Source organism: Pacificimonas pallii, assembly GCF_019204005.1.
In the GTDB taxonomy this organism is placed as follows: domain Bacteria; phylum Pseudomonadota; class Alphaproteobacteria; order Sphingomonadales; family Sphingomonadaceae; genus Pacificimonas; species Pacificimonas pallii.
Map to the genome: position 1 here is coordinate 383,753 of NZ_JAGSPA010000001.1, position 21,435 is coordinate 405,187.

General features: G+C 61.4%; 20 protein-coding genes. 14 read left to right on the top strand and 6 right to left on the bottom strand.

Annotated elements, in window-relative coordinates; genetic code table 11:
• Positions 1-82: 82 nt before the first annotated feature.
• The 3 genes from KCG44_RS01785 (at position 83) to leuC (ending at position 5,222) form a co-directional block, all read left to right on the top strand.
• A complete protein-coding gene (locus tag KCG44_RS01785) occupies positions 83-1,351 on the top strand; it encodes a Glu/Leu/Phe/Val family dehydrogenase (protein WP_255536254.1) in 1,269 nt (422 codons plus the stop codon).
• 209 nt (positions 1,352-1,560) lie between these two features.
• Positions 1,561-3,432: a DUF4114 domain-containing protein gene (locus tag KCG44_RS01790; protein ID WP_218443840.1), complete on the top strand. Its 1,872-nt coding sequence runs from the start codon at positions 1,561-1,563 to the stop codon at positions 3,430-3,432.
• Positions 3,433-3,806: 374 nt separating this feature from the next.
• Positions 3,807-5,222, top strand: a complete 1,416-nt coding sequence (gene leuC / locus KCG44_RS01795) for a 3-isopropylmalate dehydratase large subunit (protein WP_218443842.1) — start codon at positions 3,807-3,809, stop codon at positions 5,220-5,222.
• Here leuC and KCG44_RS01800 read toward each other — a convergent pair.
• Complete coding sequence (locus KCG44_RS01800) at positions 5,123-5,524, bottom strand: hypothetical protein (protein ID WP_218443843.1); 402 nt, start codon at positions 5,522-5,524, stop codon at positions 5,123-5,125. The two genes, leuC and KCG44_RS01800, sit on opposite strands and share 100 nt — an antisense overlap.
• Positions 5,525-5,598: 74 nt before the next feature.
• Between KCG44_RS01800 and leuD the strand changes: the two genes are divergently transcribed.
• The 4 genes from leuD to KCG44_RS01820 are packed head-to-tail and all read left to right on the top strand — an operon-like array spanning position 5,599 to position 8,829.
• Entirely contained in the window at positions 5,599-6,204 is a 606-nt protein-coding gene (gene leuD / locus KCG44_RS01805) for a 3-isopropylmalate dehydratase small subunit (protein ID WP_218443844.1), read from the top strand.
• Positions 6,201-7,043 (top strand): metallophosphoesterase, encoded by an 843-nt coding sequence (locus tag KCG44_RS01810; protein ID WP_218443846.1) that lies wholly within the window; start codon positions 6,201-6,203, stop codon positions 7,041-7,043. The genes leuD and KCG44_RS01810 overlap by 4 nt, the downstream gene beginning before the upstream one ends.
• Positions 7,040-8,095, top strand: coding sequence for a 3-isopropylmalate dehydrogenase (leuB, locus tag KCG44_RS01815; RefSeq protein ID WP_218443847.1), 1,056 nt, complete (start codon positions 7,040-7,042; stop codon positions 8,093-8,095). Before KCG44_RS01810 ends, leuB begins: the two co-directional genes overlap by 4 nt.
• Before the next feature lie 2 nt (positions 8,096-8,097).
• The gene (locus KCG44_RS01820) at positions 8,098-8,829 is read left to right on the top strand and encodes a DUF502 domain-containing protein (RefSeq protein ID WP_218443848.1); all 732 of its coding nucleotides are present in this window, start codon (positions 8,098-8,100) and stop codon (positions 8,827-8,829) included.
• Here the strand turns inward: KCG44_RS01820 and KCG44_RS01825 are convergent.
• Complete coding sequence (locus KCG44_RS01825; RefSeq protein WP_218443850.1) at positions 8,826-9,233, bottom strand: hypothetical protein; 408 nt, start codon at positions 9,231-9,233, stop codon at positions 8,826-8,828. The genes KCG44_RS01820 and KCG44_RS01825 overlap by 4 nt on opposite strands.
• Before the next feature lie 198 nt (positions 9,234-9,431).
• On the opposite strand from KCG44_RS01825, the gene KCG44_RS01830 reads away from it, so the two are divergent.
• Both KCG44_RS01830 and KCG44_RS01835 read left to right on the top strand, forming a co-directional pair.
• Entirely contained in the window at positions 9,432-11,687 is a 2,256-nt protein-coding gene (locus tag KCG44_RS01830) for a TonB-dependent hemoglobin/transferrin/lactoferrin family receptor (protein WP_218443851.1), read from the top strand.
• Positions 11,688-11,704: 17 nt separating this feature from the next.
• Positions 11,705-12,742 carry a DUF6607 family protein gene (locus KCG44_RS01835; RefSeq protein ID WP_218443852.1) on the top strand — a complete coding sequence of 346 codons (1,038 nt, stop codon included), beginning with the start codon at positions 11,705-11,707 and terminating at the stop codon, positions 12,740-12,742.
• Between the two features lie 4 nt (positions 12,743-12,746).
• Here the strand turns inward: KCG44_RS01835 and KCG44_RS01840 are convergent, their stop codons facing one another.
• A complete protein-coding gene (locus KCG44_RS01840; RefSeq protein ID WP_218443853.1) occupies positions 12,747-13,352 on the bottom strand; it encodes a DUF4136 domain-containing protein in 606 nt (201 codons plus the stop codon).
• 109 nt (positions 13,353-13,461) lie between these two features.
• On the opposite strand from KCG44_RS01840, the gene galE reads away from it, so the two are divergent.
• Positions 13,462-14,463 (top strand): UDP-glucose 4-epimerase GalE, encoded by a 1,002-nt coding sequence (galE, locus tag KCG44_RS01845; RefSeq protein WP_218443854.1) that lies wholly within the window; start codon positions 13,462-13,464, stop codon positions 14,461-14,463.
• Positions 14,464-14,978: 515 nt separating this feature from the next.
• Here galE and KCG44_RS01850 read toward each other — a convergent pair.
• Both KCG44_RS01850 and KCG44_RS01855 read right to left on the bottom strand, forming a co-directional pair.
• A complete protein-coding gene (locus KCG44_RS01850) occupies positions 14,979-15,446 on the bottom strand; it encodes a hypothetical protein (protein ID WP_218443856.1) in 468 nt (155 codons plus the stop codon).
• The gene (locus tag KCG44_RS01855) at positions 15,443-15,802 is read right to left on the bottom strand and encodes a beta-barrel domain-containing protein (RefSeq protein ID WP_218443857.1); all 360 of its coding nucleotides are present in this window, start codon (positions 15,800-15,802) and stop codon (positions 15,443-15,445) included. The genes KCG44_RS01850 and KCG44_RS01855 overlap by 4 nt, the downstream gene beginning before the upstream one ends.
• Before the next feature lie 706 nt (positions 15,803-16,508).
• Between KCG44_RS01855 and KCG44_RS01860 the strand changes: the two genes are divergently transcribed.
• The gene (locus KCG44_RS01860) at positions 16,509-17,216 is read left to right on the top strand and encodes a hypothetical protein (protein WP_218443858.1); all 708 of its coding nucleotides are present in this window, start codon (positions 16,509-16,511) and stop codon (positions 17,214-17,216) included.
• Entirely contained in the window at positions 17,213-17,449 is a 237-nt protein-coding gene (locus KCG44_RS01865) for a hypothetical protein (protein WP_218443860.1), read from the top strand. The genes KCG44_RS01860 and KCG44_RS01865 overlap by 4 nt, the downstream gene beginning before the upstream one ends.
• 391 nt (positions 17,450-17,840) lie before the next feature.
• Here the strand turns inward: KCG44_RS01865 and KCG44_RS01870 are convergent, their stop codons facing one another.
• Positions 17,841-18,194 (bottom strand): hypothetical protein, encoded by a 354-nt coding sequence (locus KCG44_RS01870; protein WP_218443861.1) that lies wholly within the window; start codon positions 18,192-18,194, stop codon positions 17,841-17,843.
• 561 nt (positions 18,195-18,755) lie between these two features.
• On the opposite strand from KCG44_RS01870, the gene KCG44_RS01875 reads away from it, so the two are divergent.
• Together KCG44_RS01875 and KCG44_RS01880 are read left to right on the top strand one after the other, a co-directional pair.
• Complete coding sequence (locus KCG44_RS01875; protein WP_218443862.1) at positions 18,756-19,826, top strand: MBL fold metallo-hydrolase; 1,071 nt, start codon at positions 18,756-18,758, stop codon at positions 19,824-19,826.
• Positions 19,827-19,923: 97 nt separating this feature from the next.
• Positions 19,924-21,414 (top strand): replicative DNA helicase, encoded by a 1,491-nt coding sequence (locus KCG44_RS01880; protein ID WP_218443864.1) that lies wholly within the window; start codon positions 19,924-19,926, stop codon positions 21,412-21,414.
• The last annotated feature ends 21 nt before the right edge of the window (positions 21,415-21,435 follow it).

Consider the following 21,435-nt stretch of genomic DNA (forward strand, 5'->3'; position numbering starts at 1 on the left):
GTGCTGCAATGCAACATTTGCCGCAGGTGTCCGGCTGCAACTTCAGCCGCCGCAGCGCGTAATCTTCCAAAGCAGGAGATTTATGATGGGCGAGATGCTGAGCGCGGCGCGGACGCGCATGCACCGGGCGGCGGAACATGCGGACGTCGCGGACGAGCTGGTCGCGCGGCTGGATTATCCCTCCGAAACATTGTCCGCGTCGATCCCGCTAAGGCGGGACGATGGCACGCTGCTGCAGCTGAAGGCGTGGCGATGCCGTTACGATTCGACGCTGGGTCCGACAAAGGGCGGCATTCGCTTCCACCCGGATGTGGACGCGGACGAGGTGCAGACCCTCGCATTTCTGATGAGCATGAAATGCGCATTGATGGCCCTGCCCTTTGGCGGCGGCAAGGGCGGCGTGCAGGTCGATGCGCATGATCTGTCACTTATGGAAAAGGAAAGGCTGGCGCGCGGCTGGGTCCGCCATTTCGCCCGCATTCTCGGGCCGGACCGCGATGTCCCCGCGCCGGACGTCGCCACCGGCGAGCGCGAAATGGCGTGGATGGTCGATGAATATGCCGCGATGGCCGGATCGATCCAGCCGGGTGCCTTTACCGGAAAGCCCGTTTCACTTGGCGGGATCGCAGGCCGCACGCCGGCAACCGGACGCGGCGCGATGATCGCGCTCGAAGCGGTGCGGCACAAACTGGACCTGCCGCCGGGCGATCTTCGCATCGCCATTCAGGGATTCGGCAATGCGGGCAGCTGGTTCGCGCGTGCCGCGAGCGATGCCGGGCACCGGATCGTCGCCGTTTCCGATTCGTCGGGCATGATTTCGCATGATGACGGCCTTGCCATCGATGCCCTGCTAAAGGCCAAGGCCGCGGACGGATCGGTCACCGACCTCGACCAGAAGGGAGCGAAAAGCCGGAAATCGGGCGCGCATATCCTGTCCCATGACTGCGATGTGCTGGCCTTTGCGGCGCTTGGCGGGGTGGTCACCGCGGACAATGCCAGCGACCTGAAAGCGAAGGCGATCCTTGAAATCGCCAACGGCCCGATCGGCCCCCCCGCCGACGCGCCGCTCAGAAAGGCGGGGATCGAGGTGGTGCCGGACATTCTTGCCAATGCCGGCGGCGTCACGATCAGCCATGCCGAGTGGGTGCAGAATCGCGGCGGTCTTGCCTGGGACGAAGACCGCGTGAACGATTATCTGCGTGATCAGATGGAGGCCGCGGCCCGGCGCGTGACCCAGATGATGGACACGCACGCTCTCGACATGCGCACGGCGGCCTATGCGGCGGCGATGGTGCCCCTTTGCAGGGCCGTCTCCGCACGCGGGACCTGCAGCGACTTTGGCGGCGGATAATGCGCCTCCCGGTCCGCCCGGCACATTATCGCCGCAAAAAACTGTAATCGAAGAAGAATGACGGCGTCACAGTTGCGCAACCCGCGCCGTGATGGCATGTTTCCAGTCGCTAATGGTGCGTTCATACAGAAAATGTGAAGGCACCGCATGCGCCGGGGGGCGTTGATTTAATTGGCCGATGCGCCTGCACCATAAAGGGATGCCCTGAGATGCTGATTCTGAGTACCGACGGTGAAACTTTCGAGAACAACACGCTGCGCGACAGTCCGAATACCGGCACGTCCGCGGTTAACATCACCGCTGACAACGTCACTTTCATCAACGGCGTCGGCGGTATCGTTCAGGCGGACCAGGATGAGGGCTTCACGGTATCCGGGGCGAATACCACGATCCGCAACCTTGTCGGCGGTATCGTGCGCACGACCGTGCGCGAACCACTGCTGGACGCAATTGGCACATCAGGCGCCATCCTGTTCGAGAATTTCGGCGAGCGTACCGGCCGCCTGCTGTTCAGCCCGGAGGCTGACACGCTGCTGGAAGCCGGGACGGTCAATATCGTCCTGGAGGCGAACGGCGCCGTAGATGCGGGCGCCGTCAGCATCGGCATGAACGGCGGCGACGACATGGCCACTTTCGACTTTGCCACATTGACGGTGAATTACGTCAATGAAGCCAGGGCTGCGCAGGCCCCGGACGCCGCCCTGACCCGCGCCCTGATCGGCGGCGGTGCCGGCAATGACACCTTCACCATCGACAATCTCGATGGCTCCTTTGACTTTTTCCGGGTCGACGGCGTCGAGGATCTTGTACTGGCGGCAAGTGACGGTGCGATCGTCGATACGGTGATTGATGGCAACACATCGGATTTTCAGGCGTCGGCAAGGCTCGCCATCGGCCTGAATGTCAATGCGACGATCCAGAATGTCGATTTCGATAATATCACCGTGCAGTCGCTGACGTCTGCCTTTGTCAATGTCGGTATTGGCACGCTGACGGCGGATAGCGGCGACAACGCCATCACCCTTTCAGGCTCGACCACGGTCAGCGGTGCGGTCAATCTGGGGGATGGCAATGACAGCGTCATCATCCAGACCGGTGCCGCGATCGGGGCGGCTGTCAATGGCGGCGACGGCGCCGATACGCTCACGGGTGGCGATTTTGCCGACATTCTGATCGGCGGCGCCGGCAATGACATCATCACGGGCGGCGGCGGTGCGGACACGCTGACCGGTGGTCTGGGTGATGACACGTTCATCGGCACGCTGGCGCAGCTGGCGCAAGACACGATTACCGATTTCTCTGATGGCGACGTTCTGCAGATCAGCGACGCCTTCACGGTCGTGGAAACGACGGGCGAGGAGAGCCTGACGGCAACGATTTCGGGCGGGGCGCAATTCGTTCTGAACGTGGCGGGCGACTATGCAGGTTCCGGCTTCATCGCCTCTGGACAGGCGAGCGGCACAACGCGGATTCAGGAGCTCGCCGACCTGATCGCCCTGTCGGAAGGCAATGCCGTCGCCGGAGGCGGCATTACCGCTCAGGGCGCTGTGGTTGACAATTTCCTCTCCAGCACAACCTCCGCCGATTTTCAGGTCACGGTGCAGCCCGCCGACGCAAACGCCGGGTTCGACAACAGCCTCGGCGTATACGAGATTCGCGGCGACGGATCGCTCGGCGACGTGCGTATTCTGGTTGGCAATGTCAAAGACGGTGGCAGCTTCGCCGTCGAGGATCTCGATGCGGGGAGCCGACTGGGCTTCTTCATCGTGCAGGACGGCGCGAACAGCCTGACGCCGGGGCAGACATCGTCCACCGCGCTCGGCCTCGACATCGTCGGCGGCACCGCCATTCTTACGGATGGCGGCACGGCGATTGCCGGGGCGACGATCTTCCTCAGCCATGATAGCGACCTGAACATCGACAATCAGCAGCACGCCCTTACCGGCGCGGAGAATGACGGTAGCGGGCGGGTCAATTTCGCCTTCGAGGATCTGCTGCGCTCCGGGGCCAGCGACGATGATTTCCAGGACGTCGTCTTCGTGGTCGAGCCGATCATTGCGGGCATTCCCGTCATCGGCTGATTTCCAGACCTTCCGACATGATATGGGGGGCGGGCCGGCCGGTTCGCCCCCCTCTTCTTTTGCGTACGCCCGGTCATATCGTCCCCGGCCATGGCCCGCTTCGCGGCATGGCCGACGTGCGTGAGGTTGCGGATGATCTGCGCGTCATCAAGGGCGGGGGGCGCGCGTTTCGACGCGGGCATGACGCCGGAGGAGGCCGCGCGCGATATCGGCAGCGGGGGGCACCCTTGGCCGCTATGCGGGCTGGCGCTGTTCGGGCGGATGGCCGCGATCCGTTATAATGCGCGCTGAGCGCGGGAGACGCGGCTTCACCTGGCGAACATCGGTGCCGCCCCCGCTTGATTTCACCGCGCCCCGACGCCACTAGGTCCGGCATGGCTACGAAACCCCGCACCCTCTTCGAGAAGATCTGGCACGCGCACACTGTCGAGCGCCGCGAAGATGGCACGACGCTCCTTTATATCGACCGGCACCTGATCCATGAAGTGACGACCCCGCAGGCGTTCGAGAGCCTGCGCCTTGCGGGCCGCCCGGTGCGCCGCCCCGATCTGACGCTGGCCGTGCCGGATCACAATGTCCCCACCACGGACCGTCACAGGCCGATCGCTGATCCCGCCAGCGCGCTCCAGGTCGATCTACTGAAGGAAAACTGCGCCGCCTTCGGCATCGAACATATCGAGATGACCGCACGCGATCAGGGTATCGTCCACATCATCGGCCCGGAACAGGGCTTCACCCTGCCCGGCGTCACGCTTGTCTGCGGCGACAGTCACACGGCGACGCACGGCGCGTTCGGCGCGCTCGCCTTTGGGATCGGTGCCAGCGAAGTCGAGCATGTCCTCGCCACGCAGACGCTGCTCCTGCGTCAGCCCAAGGCGATGAGCGTCACCGTTGAAGGCGAACTCGGCTTCGGCGTCACGGCAAAGGACGTCACCCTTGCCATCATCGGCAAGACCGGCACCGCGGGCGGCACCGGCCATGTCATCGAATATCGCGGCAGCGCCATTCGCGCGCTGTCGATTGAGGGCCGCATGACACTGTGCAATATGGCCATCGAAGGCGGCGCCCGCGCGGGCATGGTCGCGCCTGATGAAAAGACCTACGCCTATGTAAAGGGCCGCGACCGCGCGCCGTCCGGCACCGACTGGGAGCGCGCGCTGGCGTACTGGAAGACGCTGCCGACCGACGAGGGGGCGACCTTCGACCGCGAAGTCGTGCTCGACGCCGCCGACATCGCGCCGCAGGTCACCTGGGGCACCAGCCCCGAAGACGTGCTGCCCGTGACCGGCAGCATTCCCGATCCGGCCAGCTTCGCCGATGCCTCAAAACAGGCCGCCGCCGCCAAATCGCTCGACTATCTCGGTCTGACGCCGGGCACCGCGCTCCGCGACATCGAGGTCAGCTACGTTTTCGTCGGCAGCTGTACCAATGCCCGGATCGAGGACATGCGCGCCGCCGCCGCCGTCGCAAAAGGCCGTCACCGTGCCGAGGGCGTCAAGCAGGTCATGATCGTGCCCGGCTCAGGCCGTGTGAAGGCCGAGGCAGAAGCCGAGGGCCTCGACAGGATCTTCATCGATGCCGGTTTTGAATGGCGTGAGCCCGGCTGCTCCGCCTGCCTGGGCATGAACCCGGACAAGGTTCCTCCGGGCGAACGCTGCGCCTCCACCTCCAATCGCAATTTCGTGGGCCGTCAGGGGCCAGGTGCCCGCACGCACCTGATGTCCCCTGCCATGGCCGCCGCCGCCGCCATTACCGGAAAGATCACCGACGTAAGGGAGTTGATGAAATGACAGGTGCCAGAGTAGCCGGGGCGACTGCTGAAAACATCCTCGCCATCATGATAAAATATTGGAAGGATGCGGAAAAACTGGCCGTGTTGTTTTGCGTCGGGACCGGCGTGGCGAACTTTTTCCAGGCGGCAATGTCCCCAGCCGTCATATTCGCCAATATCCTTATATTTCTGATCTTCGCGCATTTGCGATATGGCCTCGATCGGCGCATTCGCGAATTCAGCAGGGAAAATTCGCTTGAGCGCGTCGATCTGCATGCTGTTTGCCGGCGCCATGCCACTTTCAGCCATGCCTTCGAACATGCACCTGTTTTTCTATACGCGCTCCTTTTCCATGCCGCGTCGCTCCTAGTTCATGCCGTGCCGAACTTCAGCATATGAAAGCCTTCACCACACTCACCGGTATCGCCGTCCCGTTCGGCCAGAAGAATGTCGATACGGACGTCATCATTCCGGCGGAATATCTCAAAAACCCGACCCGCAACGGGCTTGCGATGGGCGCGTTCGAATCGATTCGGAAAGGCAATCCGGACAACATCTTCGACCAGCCGCGCCATGCGCAGGCCCCGATCCTGATCGCGGGCGACAATTTCGGCTGCGGGTCCAGCCGGGAGCAGGCCCCGTGGGCGCTGGGCGATATGGGTTTTCGCGTTGTCATCGCGCCCAGCTTTGCCGACATATTTTCCGGCAACAGCTTCAAGAACGGCATCCTTCTCGTCGCGCTGCCGCAGGACGAGGTCGACCGCCTGATGGTGGTCGCCGAAACAGACGAGATTACCGTCGATCTCGATTCGCAGACCGTGACGACACCGTTTCAGGACCGCTTCACCTTCGATATCGATCCCTTCCGCAAAAACTGCCTGATCAACGGTCTGGACGAGATCGGCCTGACCGAACAGATGACACCCGCCATCGGCAGCTTTGAGGCGCGCATGGCAGACGATTATCCCTGGATCGGGGGCGCTGCGCGTCAGGCGGTGTGATTGGGAAGCGAATCAAGGCCATCTTCATCGCTTTGTTGTTAACGGGCCTCGCCGTCATCGCGTACATGTACACCGTTGCCATCCGCATGCCGGTCGTGCGAACGGCGAATGTCGCAGCCCTGCCGCCGGGAGCGGCGCCCCTCAGCATCCTTCTGATCGCCGACACACAGGTCGCAGGCCCCGACATGCCGCCCGAACGGCTGGCGCGGATCGTCGAACAGGCCAACGCCCTTGCACCCGATATCATTCTGATCGCGGGCGACTTCGTCAGCGACAGGCGCGTGTCGTCACGGCTGTACAGCGCCCGCGATGCGGTGGCGCCGCTGTTCGAACTGCGCGCGACACACGGCGTCTACGCCGTCGCGGGCAATCACGACCATTGGCGCGGGATCGGCGATTTCCGTATGGCATTCGCCGACTCACCCGTCACTTACATGGCCAATGAGTCAACGAATGCAGGCCCCATCCGCATTGTCGGCATTGATGACCCGCACACCCGTCATGACGATGTTGCGGCGTCCTTCGCGGGCATATCGGCGGCGGACCAGCGCCCGCTCATCGTCCTAACCCACAGCCCCGACGTCGTTCCGCACCTCCCCGCAGCCGCAAATCTTGTCTTCGCGGGCCATACCCACGGCGGCCAGATTCGCCTGCCCGTCTTTGGTGCGATCGCGCACGCGTCGGCCTATGGCAATCGCTTCCTCGACGGCCATATTGTCGAAGGCGGGCGCAACATCTTCGTGACCGCAGGTATCGGCACCAGCATTCTGCCCTTGCGGCTGGGCGCGGTGCCGGACATGTGGCTGGTTGAACTGACGCCAAGGACCGACACACCATGACCCACTCCCTGCTCCTCCTGCCCGGCGACGGCATCGGCCCGGAAGTGATCGCCGAAGCCGAGACCGTCCTCAACGCCGCGGCGCTCGATATCGCCGTGCACCGGGCCCCGTTCGGCGGCGCCAGCATCGACCGGCACGGAGCCGCGATCACCGACGAAACCCTGGCGCGCGCGCTGGCCAGCGACGCCGTCCTGACGGGCGCGGTCGGCGGGCCGCAATGGTCGTCGCAGCCTTATGACAACCGTCCCGAATCCGGCCTTCTGAAACTCCGCGAGGCCATGCAGGTCTTCGCCAATCTGCGCCCGGCCCGCTGCTTCGCCGCCCTCGCCGATGCGTCCAGCCTGAAGCGTCACCTGGTCGAAGGTCTGGACATCATGTTCGTGCGCGAACTGGTCGGCGGCGTCTATTTCGGCCAGCCGCGCGGCATCGAGGATCTGGGGAATGGCCAGCGGCGGGGCGTCAACACGCAGGTTTATACGACGGCGGAAATCCACCGCGTCGCACGCACCGCGTTCGAACTCGCGCGCGGCCGCCGAAACCGTGTCTGCTCCGTCGAGAAATCGAATGTCATGGAGGCGGGGCTGCTGTGGAAGGAGGAGGTCACCGCCCTTCACGCGGCGGAATATGCCGATGTCGAGCTTAGCCACATGCTTGCCGACAATTGCGCGATGCAGCTGGTGAAGGCGCCCAAACAGTTCGATGTCATCCTGACCGACAATCTGTTTGGCGATATGCTGAGTGACGAGGCGGCGATGCTGACGGGCTCCCTCGGCCTGCTGCCCTCCGCCGCGCTCGGAGAGGCGGGGAAACCGGGCCTTTACGAACCCATTCACGGCAGCGCGCCCGACATTGCCGGGCAGGGCCTCGCCAATCCCTGCGCCGCGATTCTCAGCCTCGCCATGGCCATCCGCCATTCGTTCGGGGATGCGGCGAACGCCGCGCGCATTGAACGGGCGGTCGAGGCCGCCATCGACACGGGCACCCGCACCCGCGACATTGGCGGCACGGCCAGCACGGCACAAATGGGCGCGGCCATCGTTCAGCATCTGTGAGCGTGAACAATCCTTTTCCCGATCCGCCGCCGGGCGGCGCGCGCGATGGCGAGTCGCAGCGGCAAAAACCGGTCTGGCGAAAAAGCGCGGACAGCGCCGTCGGGACGTTCCTGACCGGCCTCCTTTTCCTGCTGCCCTTCATCCTGACGTTGATCATTCTGGACTGGCTCATCCGTCAGATCGCGGCGTTTTTCGGCGAGGATTCCATTTTCGCCTCTGCGCTCACCGGCAGCTCATCATTGATATTCGGCGAAAGCAGCTTTGGCATCTGGGTGCTTCTCGCGCTCGTGATCGCCGTTATCTGGGGCATTGGCCGCCTGTTCCAGACACGCGCGAAGAAAACCATGCAGGAACGTATCGACAGCTGGGTCGATAAGATCCCCATCATCGGCGGCATCTACCGGCCGATCAGCCGGGTGACACGCATGATCGGCCTGCGCGACGAGAATGAACTCGCCGCCATGCGCCCCGTGGCCGTGCGCTTCGGCGGCCCGGACGGCGCGGACGTTCTTGCCCTCCTGCCCGTCGCCGATACGCTGATTGTCGGCGGCGAGGAGCGCCTGCTCGTCTACATGCCGTCCGCGCCGATCCCCATGACCGGCTTTCTGACCTTCGTGCCAAAGGAAAATGTCATCGAGGTGGAGGGTCTGGCCGTGGACGACCTGCTGAAATTCTACATTTCCGTGGGGACGGTGCTGCCCGAAGAACTGCTTCCCAAAAAACAGCCCTATTAGGCGCCCATCATGACCGTCATCAGGCGCTGCGCGCAGCGGTAGACACTATTGCGGGCGCCCATGGACAGCATGTCGCACGTCATGCCATCGAAATGCGCCCGCTCCCCGCGCGCCGCCGCCGTGGTGATGTCGAGGAGCAGCATTTCGTCATAACTCAGCCGCGGCTGGCACGGCGGATTGATGCTGAACGGCTCTGGCCAGGCGTCGCCAATCTCGGCGACCAGGGTTCGAAACGCCGCCACCGCATGCGCGCTGCCCAGTTCCTGTTTCATCACACAGCAGGAATTCCGCCCACGTTTCGTGGCGACCACACCCATGCGCATCGCGCTGATCAACCGTCGCTGCGTCCCCTGCAACGTCCGGATATCGGGTGTACTCGCCAGCATTTCGAGAACGTCATTCATTCGTAAATCCCTCATTTCCGGATAAAAAATAGGGCGGTGCGACAGTGGCATTCATATCGCACCGCCCCGAAACATACGCCGACCCACCAATCGAAGGGAGGGAAGGTAAGCCGCCGCAGCAACACAGGTTGACAAGAACCGTTGACCTGCCTCATTAGCGCTAATGCGAGTTATTCGCATGTGCAAGAGGATTTTATAATGAGATTGATTTTGGCGACGCTGCTGGCGGGTGCCGCGCTTTGCAGCCCTGTCGCGGTCGCGGCGGGTTCGGATGTAGCCGCCGCGGCAGGTGCAGATATGGCGGCCGGCACGGCGGGTTCGGACATGGACGCGTCATCGATGGCCGCACTTGACGACGTGATCACGGTGACCGCGACCCGCCTGCCAAAGGCGGTCGAAGATGTGCCGAGAACGGTGAGCGTCATTGATAGCGAGCGGATTGCCGATGAACTGGCGACGGACATCAAGGAACTGATTCGCTTCGAGCCCGGCGTCAGCGTGCGGCAGCCCCCGGCCCGCTTCGGTGCCGCGCTTGGCGGGACCGGACGCGCGGGCGCGGAAGGGTTCACCATTCGCGGCATCGGCGGCAATCGCGTGCTCATCCAGGTCGATGGCGTCCGTGTACCGGACGGGTTCAGCTTCGGCGCGCAGGCGGCCGGACGCGGTGACTATGTCGACCTCGGCCTCGTCAAATCCGTCGAAATCCTGCGCGGCCCCGCCTCGGCGCTTTATGGCAGTGACGGCCTTGCGGGCGCCGTCAGCTTCACCCTGTCCGACCCCGAAGACCTCCTGACGGACGGCCGCGATGTCGGCGTGCGCCTGCGCGGCACCTATGAAACGGCGGATCGGGAATTTTCCGAAACCGCCATCCTGTCCGCGCGCAGCGGGGCGGTATCGGGCCTGATCGCCTATACCCGCCGCGACGGGAAAGAGCTGGAAACACAGGGCGATGTCGGCGGTGACGGCCCCGACCGCACAAAGGCGAACCCGCAGGACACCGCGTCCGACGCGCTGCTGGGCCGCATCGTCTGGAAACCCAGCGAGGATGATCGCATCCGGCTGACCGGTGATTATCAGAAGGGCCGCGTGACCTCCGATGTGCTGTCCAGCCGGGGCGGCAACAGGTTCACACCAGCGGTGGTCACCGACCTCGACACCCGCGATACGACGAAACGCGTCCGCGCCGCGCTCGATTGGACCCGCGCCCTCTCCGGCATCGCTGACGACATGCAGCTGAGCGTCTATTGGCAGGACAGCGAAAACCGGCAGGTCTCCGACGAGCGGCGCACCGGCGCGCCAAGCCGGACACGGATCAACACATTCGAAACCCGCGTCTACGGCGCGGCAGCCCAGTTCCGCAGCGATTTCAGGACCGGCACCCTGTCACACCGCCTCGTCTACGGCGCGGATGCCAGCATGACCCGGCAGCGCGGCCTGCGCGACGGCACGGTCGCCCCCATTGGCGAACCCTTTCCGACGCGCGCGTTTCCGGAAACCGATTTCCTGCTCGCGGGGGCCTTCATCGCGGACGAGATCACATTTGCGGATGGTGTCGTTACCCTTTTCCCTGCCCTGCGCTTCGACCATTTCAACCTGAAACCGAAAGCGGATCCGTTGCTGCCCGATTTCGAGGGGGCACGTCAGGACGGCGCGAAACTCTCGCCCAAATTCGGCGCCGTCGTGGATCTGGGCGGCGGGATCAGCCTGTTCGGCAATTATACCCGCGGCTTCCGCGCGCCCACGCCGAACCAGGTGAACAGCTTCTTCGAGAATCTGATCTTCGGCTACACATCGCTGCCCAATCCCAGGCTGAAACCGGAAACCAGCCAGAGTTTCGAGGCGGGCGTGCGGGTGAACACCGGCGGTATCTCCGGCTCATTCGCCGCCTTCACCAGCGACTATGATGATTTCATCAGCCAGGAAGTCGTCGGCGGCACTTTCCGCCCCGGCGACCCCGGGGTGTTTCAGTTCGTCAATCTCGACGACGTCACCATCAAGGGCTTCGAAACCCGCCTTGGCTACCGGGCCGATAGCGGCTTCACCGCCGATCTTGCATTCTCCTACAGCGACGGGACAGAAACAAGCAGCGGAAAGAAAGCACCGCTTGGCACCGTCGATCCGCTGAAGCTGGTCGCGGGCCTCGGCTGGTCGGACCCCCGCGGACGCTTTGGCGGGCGCATCATCGCCACGCATTCGGCGCGAAAATCCCTGGAGGACAGCATTGGCGTCTGCACCGGGGCGTGTTTCCGCCCGGACGGCTTCACCATTTTCGACGCCACCGCCTTCGTGCGCGTCGCCGATAATTTCACCGTCCGCGCGGGCCTCTTCAACATCACTGACGAGACCTATGCCTGGTGGGGCGACGTGCGCGGGGTCACTGCCAAGGACCGTGCCACTGACGCCTATACCAGGCCCGGCCGCAATCTCAGCATCTCGCTCAGCGCGAATTTCTAACATCGGGGAAACCAGTCATGACCATCACAGCCTATCATATCGCGAGGGCGGGTATTGCGCTTGCCGTCGCGCTGCTCTTTTCCGCCATCGCGCTCGCGCAGCCCGCGCCGCAATCGGCCGCCTCGAAATTCGAGCAGGACCGCGCCGCGATCCTCGCCATGGCAGGCAATTTCAAGGTCGATTTCGACTTTCGCGAAACCGTCGCCTTCACACCGGGATATGAACCCAGGGCACCCTATCATTCCGGCGGACACGAGATCGTACGCGTCATCGAGGATCGCGGCGACTTCATCAGCTTGCAGCACATATTGGTCGTCGGCGGTGAACAGAAATTCCCGGTCAAACACTGGCGTCAGGACTGGCAGTATCAGCCTGAACGCGTCCTCGTCTTCATCGGCGGCAATGCGTGGCGGCAGCGCCCCGTTGCCGCCGACGATCGCACAGGCAGCTGGTCGCAGACCGTCTATCAGGTCGACGACGCCCCGCGTTATGGTGCGGTCGGCACATGGTCGCACGCCAATGGCGTGTCCGAATGGGTGCCGCCGTCCGAATGGCGCCCGCTCCCGCGCCGCGACATGACCAAGCGCGAGGATTATCACGTCATGGCCGCCATGAACCGCCACGCCATCACGCCTGCGGGCTGGGTGCACGAGCAGGACAATGTGAAGCTGGCTTTGGGCGGCGAGCCGCATGTGCTGGTCCGCGAAATCGGCGTGAACACCTATGTCCGCAGCGAGGATTTCCCGGTCGAAATCGGCGATGACTATTGGCGGAAGACCGCGGATTTCTGGGCGGGTGTTCGCGGCATCTGGGGCGCGATGGAAGCGCGCGGCGCACCCTTCGCCCTGACCCAGAAGGGCGAGCCAGAGCGGCTGTACACCGACCTGCTCGGCCTTGCCGGCGACGTCGCCGACGGGAAAACCAGCGCCGCCGACGCCCTCGCCCGCGCAAAGGGCGTGATCGCACGGGAGACCACGACCGATCTGCCGCCGCTCGCCAGGCGCCTGCGGACCAGCACCGGAGATGGCGGGGACGGCGAGGCCCGGGCCTATTAGGCGGCTAGTTCGCCTTGTAGGTCACGGTCTCTCCAGACGGGCCGGGAAAGTCGCGCAGCAGGTCCGCCGCCAGCGCGGGGATCGCCGCCGACAGCGATGCGGCCTCGGAGCCTTCCTTCGCTTCGGTAACGGCGCGGCCCTCCCATATGGGCTGGCCGTCCGAGGCGCGGGACAGGCGCAGTTCCAGCATGGAGACCTTCACGTCCTTCGGCTTGCCGCCCAGGCCAAGGGACGTGCCCAGGCTGATGCCGCTGCGGCGTCCGAACGTGCCGCCGCCGACACCGATGGAGACCGGCGAGCGCCCGCCGATCGCCTCCCGCGTATTCTGCGCATAATCGATCGCGCCGATCAGGTCCGCGCCGTCACGATCACGAACCGGCGTGAATCCCGCCGCCGACAGTTCCGCCGCGACGGCACCGGCATATTGCCGGAACTGCAGCGTGTCCGCCCAGTCCGCCACCACGGGCTCAAGATAGACAGTTCCGCGCGATTGCGGCGCATCGCTGTGAAATCTGGTGACGTCGGTGCCGCCCGGCACCGCTGTGCATGCGCCCAATAATGCCAGCGCTGCGACGGGCAGCATGGCATTTGCGATGAAATTCCGTGTCATGGGAAACTCCTCTTTCATACTCGGCGCATATTTATAGACAGGCATAGCGATTGCATGATGAACGCCGCCCGAACCGATCGGGTTGCCCGATCCAGAAAGGAACTGAAGCATGTCCGATACACCGCGCGTTCTCGTAACCGGCGGCGCGGGCTATATTGGCAGTCATGCCGTGCTCGCTTTGCTCGATGCGGGCTACCGGGTTTCGGTCGCCGACAATCTCGTCACCGGCTTCCGCTGGGCCGTCCCCGATGCCGCCGCGTTCCATGAGGTGGACATTGGCGATACCGAGGCGATGGTGGACATCCTGCAGCAGGACGATATCGGCGCCATCATGCATTTTGCCGGTTCCGTCGTCGTCCCGGAATCCGTCGAAAACCCGCTGAAATATTATGGCAATAACACCGCCGCGACGCGCAGCCTGATCGAGGCCGCGGTGACCGCGAAGGTCCCGCACTTCATCTTCTCCTCCACCGCCGCCACCTATGGCATCCCGAAGGAATCGCCGGTCCGCGAGGACACGCCGCAAATCCCCATCAACCCCTATGGCATGTCGAAACTGATGTCGGAGGCGATGCTGCACGACACCGCCGCGGCGCATGATTTCGCCTTTGTGGCGCTGCGCTATTTCAACGTCGCGGGCGCCGATCCAGACGGCCGCGCCGGACAGGCCACCAAGGGCGCAACACATCTGATCAAGGTCGCCAGCGAGGCCGCCACCGGCAAGCGCAGCCATGTCGACGTCTACGGCACCGACTATGACACGCCCGACGGGACCGGCATTCGCGACTATATCCACGTCACCGACCTGGCCGCCGCACATGTCCTCGCGCTCGACTGGCTGCGCGAGAATAAGGGCGAGTCCACCATCATGAACGCCGGTTACAAGCGCGGTTTTTCCGTGCTCGAAGTCCTCGATTCCGTGGAGCGCGTCTCAGGTAACAGGATCGTTCGCAACATGGCCCCGCGCCGCGCGGGCGATCCCGACGCCCTCATCAGCGACAACACCAAGATCCTCGCTACGCTTGGCTGGCAGCCGCAGCACGCCGACCTCGACAAAATCGTCAAACACGCGCTGGACTGGGAAGCCCAGCTGCACATGCGTCAGAATTGAAGGCCCAGAACTGACGGATGAAGCCTGCCAGGGCAGATCTGGCGGCATTCCCGGGTGATGCCCCACAGGGCCTATTCACGCCGCCCGGGTGAAGGCCGGGGCCATGTCTTGAGTCCTCACCAGCTGTTCAGTCCCGGCATTTTCTGGTGCATTCACAGGATCGTTCCCGACCTAGGCGCAGGTCTTCGTCACCGTGCCCGCACTGTTCGACCGCGCCATCAGGCCCACGCGCATCGGCGTGCAGGAACCGCCGGTCGCCAGTGCCAGCACCCCCGTATCAGACAAGTGGTTCGTCCGTCCTGGGATCATGCATATCACGCGCCGTCAGCATTTCCGACTCAGAATTTAGTATAGTGTTCCTGTAATTTCTCCCTGTAATTTATCCCTTTGGAATCGAAGATTCCAATTTATCCATTAGTGTATTGCCACTATCACCTACAGAAAGAGGCGGCGCTGCATATGCGGCCGAAAGCACCTTGATCGTTGGCAGGCAATCAGCAACAGTATCCATTTATTCATCCTCCTATATAGGTAAATTGAACGCGCTCGCTTACCTGGTGATAGTTCAGACAACTATCTATCGGTGTTCTTGGTGCAGGATACCATGTCTTATCGGGAAATAGATATATAGATTCAAGATAGGCAATATCCCGACCATAAAAAGCAATACTATCTTTCCATATACCAAATTTTTTGACAGAAAATTGGTTTTTTGGGCCAGTTTTAATATAAGAGTAGCCTATACTCTCCATATACTTTCTGCTATCCAATTTCAGTGGCCCATGCCCATTTATTTCATTAACCTTTAACTTAAATTCGTTCCATTTTTTATCGTTCAATACTTTAAATATCTGCCTAGACTGACAAAATTCTCTGAACTCTTTCACTGACTTTTGTTCTAAATTATTGCTGCAGGCAGATAGCTCAAACAATAAAGAGAGCCCGACCATACAAAAATTGCATGCTGTCTTAAAATCGGTCACCTTTCCCTCCCCGCTTCGCTTGCTGCTTTCGATATCGGCGACACGAGATAATCGATAATCCGCCGCTGATCGGTCTTGATCTCGGCCGTTGCGCTCATGCCCGCGCCGATGGATCTGCACAGGGCCGCCGTCTGCCGGTCCCGCTGCGTGTCGCTACCTCTGGCCGTGCAATTGAGCGCAACACGGGCGGCGTAAACCAGGCCGATATCGTCTTCGTCAATGGCTTCGCGGCTGATCCAGCTGAGCGTGCCGGGGATCAGGCCGTGGTCGGTGAACGGAAACGCCTCCAGCTTGACCGCCACCTCCTGCCCCTCCGACACCAGCCCGATATCCTTATTCAGGATCATGAGCCGCATGACAAGCGCACCGCCTGACCTGCGCACCGCCTTGGAACGCCGCCAGCGCGGAACGCGATGGCGCCCGGCGTGACGCCGCCGAAATCCGTATCGGTGTATTTGAAAATTACATGGGCACTATACTCATTTCCGAAGTCAGGGCCGCTATGTACATGGCCCCGGGACGGACGAGCCCCTTGTGTGGTATGAGGGCTCTGGCACCAACGACCGGCGGTTTCTGCACGCCGATGCGCGCGGTTCGGTGATGGCGCAGTCGGACAGTGCGGGCACGATGCCGGGGATACTTCGTCGTCACAATCGCAAGCGCCCCATCCAGTATGACGAATGCCGCGACAAGAACCCTTGGCGCGTCAAGGCCATGTTCTGCCGCCTCAAGGATTTCCGCCGCATCTCCACACGTTACGACCAACCCGCCAGAAACTCCCTCCCAGCCGTAAGCCGCGCCGCTGCCATCGCATTCTGGGTGGGATTAAGCTACCACCCTAAAGGTGGCAAAGGCTACCAGACCCGTATCGACGCCGTTTTGAGAAAAGCGGTTTGGAGAGCGCGGCTTGGATTAGGTATAGTGCCCCCCGTAATCCCCCGGTGTCGGTGATGCACCGGGCCAGGTGCTGAGCGTTGACCGGGGAGCAACACGTATCGGACTGGCAGAGGCACGGAAGCGATTGGAAGGCACAACGTATCGCTGCGAATTGGAGTACAATGAATGACAAAGACGCCGCGAACCCATTGGTTAGTTAAAGTTCTTATGCGCCTGAAAATTAGCGTTGCTCTTTTCGCTTTAACGGCATGCGATTTTGTAGATACGGCCCTGAATAATCAAAAAATACTAGATGAACCCTACTTCGAGTTTCCTTACTGTTTGATTTATAGTGATAAAATAGGGAGCAGGTTGGATAAATACTTGTCTGAAGAGTACGATAAACTTGCAAATATATCAAGATTTATAAACGATAAACAAAAAGAATGTGAAACGAGATATTATTTTTTTGAATATATTTCATCAGATGTACTTGAACGCAGGCCAGACAAATATGTGCCCTCGTCTGCTCTTGTCATACCATCCACGTTGATACCTCTGCAGCCGATGATGCTGGACGGAGGCGACCCCGCTCCGCTGATAGCAAGAATTATCAGTCAAAAAGGCGATCTTTTTCGCCTTTTGTACGATGATGGAAAACTGCCGAAGCAATGTGGGAAGTTCGGTTATGCTATCCCGTATAGAGGCGGTGGACTTAGAGAAAATCTTATTTGCGGATACTCTTATCTTGGCTATGATGAACCAGTCGCGATTTGTTTTATTGACGTAGCTCCAATGCTTGATACGTGGGTCGGGTGGCAAGTAGAAAACTGTTTACGATCTTTTATAAGTCTACGAGACGTTGAAGAATTGATTGGAGGGTATTCAGAATGACAAATTGGTCGGACGTTTTTGAAATAATAGATACTGACGCCGCAGGCGGCCCAATTTCGTTCAGGCCTCTTCACAGAAATTATCTTGAAGGCATGCTGTCTGCTATTGAAGCAGCGCCATTCGGATCAGAAGTTCTCAGCGATATTAAAAACAGAAGTATCGGAATTGCGGGGACACTATACTTAATTTATGCTGCCATTAATGCGGCGCGACGCGGCGCGGCGATTATCTAGGTGCGGCTTGCTCTATGTCATATGATTGTTACGCAGATGAAGCTAAGCATGTTTCATATTGGATTCGCGGGGCAATCGATGAGCATGGAAGCTGGGGCATGTCCGTCGCCCCCCCCTGATCGCCATACCCTCGGCGCGCGATATTCGACCAGCAGCGGTGCGGCGGAATAGGAGGCCGTCGACGCGAATTCCGCTGGCATCTATACCGCCCGCCTGGCTCTGGACTGGAAGTTCCGGGGAGGAAGTTCCGGGGGAAGTTCCGGGGACACTATACTTAATTCATTATTTATATTGTCTTTGTAATCCCTCCTGTAGTTCCCTGTAATTAAAAACACTTCTATTTCTGAAACGAAATCGCTCTCAATTTTTTGTTAAAATTGTCTAATAGATATCACTCAGCATTATATTTTCCCTTCAGAATTAACCCACTGCACAGCGCAATTGCGGCCCTATTTTCATAGAGGATGCGGCGCGCGCCAACGTTGATTTGATCTGGATCGACAGCGCCATAGATATTGGCACCGTCGTTGATTTGTACGCACCATTCCGGGCGATTTTCGGATTTCGAAAGGTCGGGAACGCGGTCCAGATGTTTCTGACGATTGCCGTATTGCTCCCACGGCAACATACAACCCGGTCTACACGCTTTCGGAGTACCATCGCTTCCAGATGCGCCAAGAGAGTCTGCTTTGATCGCAATACAGGAAAAAGAGGTCGGGCTCTTGGTTTCTGTGTTGTCGAGCACTCCAGACTCTCCAGAAGCTCCATCGACGCAATTTGTGCCGTCCCTATTGCCGTCCTTGCTACAAAAACGAGTTGGTGTTGGAATCCAAGCGGCACACCAAGCTGGAGCGACAGGGTCTGAGGAGACCGCGGTTTCGCTCTCAAAAGTGCATCCGGGCAGGCACCACATTGATCTAGACGTACCGTCAAGAGCCTCGGTTGACTGAGTTTCAATGTCCTTTGGTTGCTGAGCGATGGCTGCGCTGTAATTCAGCGTAAGGATAGCCAGTCCGCCAACGAAAGCTGACGAGATTTTAATAGGCCTGCGCATGGGAACCCCTGTGTTTCGGACCTGCGAATATCTCGCAGTTCATTCGTTAATGAAAGGTTGCAAGATTTCGTCAAGCTACGTTTCGATAAGAAAACAATATACCTGGGATGTATGGAGGTCTTTTATTATGGGGACATTACATTTAATTTCAGACAGCACATAAGGTCCGGCTGTTTCGATAGCTCCGGCACACCCCCCAATATAAAAACAGATAGGCCGCGAAGCGCGCTGTTCCGCCCTACACGCATATCCATGTCCGATCAGTCCCTCACCCAGCCGCCGGCGCCCGAACGACGCCGCGGCCTGACCTATCCGCTTGGCCGCTGGTCGCCGGAACCGGGGGAGCTGCACGAAATCGCGGCCGGCGTGCGCTGGCTGCGCATGCCGATGCCGTTCAGCCTGGATCACATCAATCTCTGGGTGCTCGACGGCGGCGATCATCATGTCATCGTCGACACGGCCATACCCGCGCCCGGTTGTAAGGACGTCTGGCGCCGCGTCCTTGACGGGATCACGCGGGAAAAGCCCGTCGGCAAGGTGCTCTGCACGCACTATCACCCCGACCATATCGGCAATGCGGGCTGGCTGATCAAAAAGACCGGTGCGACGCTCGTCATGGCGCAGACCGAATATCTGATGGCGCGTATGCTGCTCGGCGATATCCGCGACGAACCACCCGAAGAAGCGGTGCGTTTCTATGAAAAGGCCGGCTGGCCGGACGCGCAGCTGCGCGACTTCCGCGCAGCAGGCTGGGGCCGCTTCGCGCGCGCGGTCAGCAGCTTTCCCGTCACCTATGAGCGCATTCGCGATGGCCAGCTTTACACGATCGGCGATCGCACCTGGCGCATCGTCACCGGCTCCGGCCATACGCCCGAACATGCCTGCCTGGTCGATGACGAGGGCGGCCTGATGATCGCGGGTGACCAGGTCCTGCCGCGCATCACCTCCAACGTTTCCGTGCATGTCACCGAACCGATGGCGGACCCCCTGGGCGACTGGCTTGCCAGCATCGACAGGTTTCGAAGCCTGTCCGGCGATCTGCACGTCCTGCCCGCCCATGGCTTTCCCTTCCATGGCCTGCACGCCCGCCTCGACCAGCTGGCGGAGGATCATTACCAGAAACTGACGGCGCTGGAGCGGTTCCTCGCAAGGCCGCGAACGGCGCTCGCCTGTTTCGAGGTGCTGTTTCACCGCGCCATCGACGTGAAGGAATATGGCATCGCGACCGGCGAAGCGATCGCACATCTTCGCTGGCTTGAACAGCGCGGGCGTGCCGTCCGCGAAACCCATGAAGGCAGAGCGGATATCTGGCGATCGATTTAGGATTTCACGGCGTTACGCACCGGTTTTCCACAGGCTTATCCCGATCTGTTTTCCGCAAGGCCGACATGGCGGCCCGGTTTATGATATACGCATCGCCATGGCCTCGAATCCCAATGTCACACCCATCGCGCCCGGCATCGCCGCGGCGACCGAACTGCCGCGCAATACCGATGCGGAGACCGCGCTGCTGGGCGCGCTGATGATCGACAATAATCTGGCCGGCGACATCCAGATGAAGCTGAAGCCCGAGCATTTTTACGAGCCGCTGCACGCGCGCCTGTACGAGAAGATCATGCAGGTCGTGGACGAGGGCCGCCTTGCCAACCCCGTCACGCTGCGGCCGCTGTTCACTGGCGATCCCGCGCTCGAGGAACTGGGCGGTCCCGCCTACCTCGTCCAGATGACCGAGGGCACGGCCGGGCTGATCGCGGCGCAGGACTTCGCCAGACAGATTTATGACCTCGCGCTGCTGCGTGCGCTCGTGACCGTGGGCCGCGATCTCGTCGAGAGCGCGACCGACACCAGCGAGAATGTCGATCCGCAGGCCAAGATCGGCGAAGCGGAAATGGCGCTCTACAAGGTCGCGGAAGAGGGCGAGGTATCGGGCGCCGCGCGCAGCTTTGCGCAGGCCGCGACGCTCGCCGTCAAAATGGCCGACAGCGCCATGAAAAGCGGCGGCAATCTGAGCGGCCTGACGACGGGCCTGCACGGCATCAACGCGAAAACCGGCGGCATGCACCGTTCCGACCTCGTCATCCTCGCGGGACGTCCCGCGATGGGCAAGACCGCGCTTGCGACTAACATCGCCTTTGCCTGCGCGCAGCAGTTCATGCTCGACAAGCGCGAGAATCCCGATGGCGAATCCTCCGGCGCGGGCGTCGGTTTTTTCAGCCTCGAGATGTCGTCGGACCAGCTGGCGACGCGTATCCTTGCCGAGCAGGCAAAGATCAATTCCGAGGATCTGCGCATGGGCCGCATCGGCCAGAGCCAGTTTCGCGCGCTGACCCGCGTGTCCGGCGAGCTTTCCGACTTGCCGCTGCACATCGACGATACGCCCGGCCTGACCATCGCCGCGCTGCGTTCCCGCGCCCGCCGCATGAAGCGGCAGAAGGGCGTCGGCATGTTCGTCATCGACTATCTGCAATTGCTGCAGGGCAGCAGCCGCAAATCCGCCGAGAACCGCGTGCAGGAAATTTCCGAGATCACCCGCGGCCTGAAAACGCTGGCGAAGGAACTCAATGTCCCGGTGCTCGCGCTGTCGCAGCTGTCGCGGCAGGTCGAGCAGCGCGAAGACAAGCGCCCGCAGCTTTCAGACCTTCGCGAATCCGGCACCATCGAGCAGGACGCCGACATCGTCATGTTCGTCTACCGCGAGGAATATTACCACGCCTCCAAGAAACCCGAGGATGGCAGCGAGAAATTCGCGCAGTGGATGGAGAAGGCCGAGGCCCTGCGCGGCCAGGCTGAATGCATCGTCGCCAAACAGCGTCACGGCGCCACCGGCATCGTCGAACTGCAATTCGAAGCGCAATATACCCGCTTTTTCGACCGCGACGATGGCGGTTATGAGGCGCGGGGCGGGCGGTAGGCGGGCGCGGGGCCATGACGC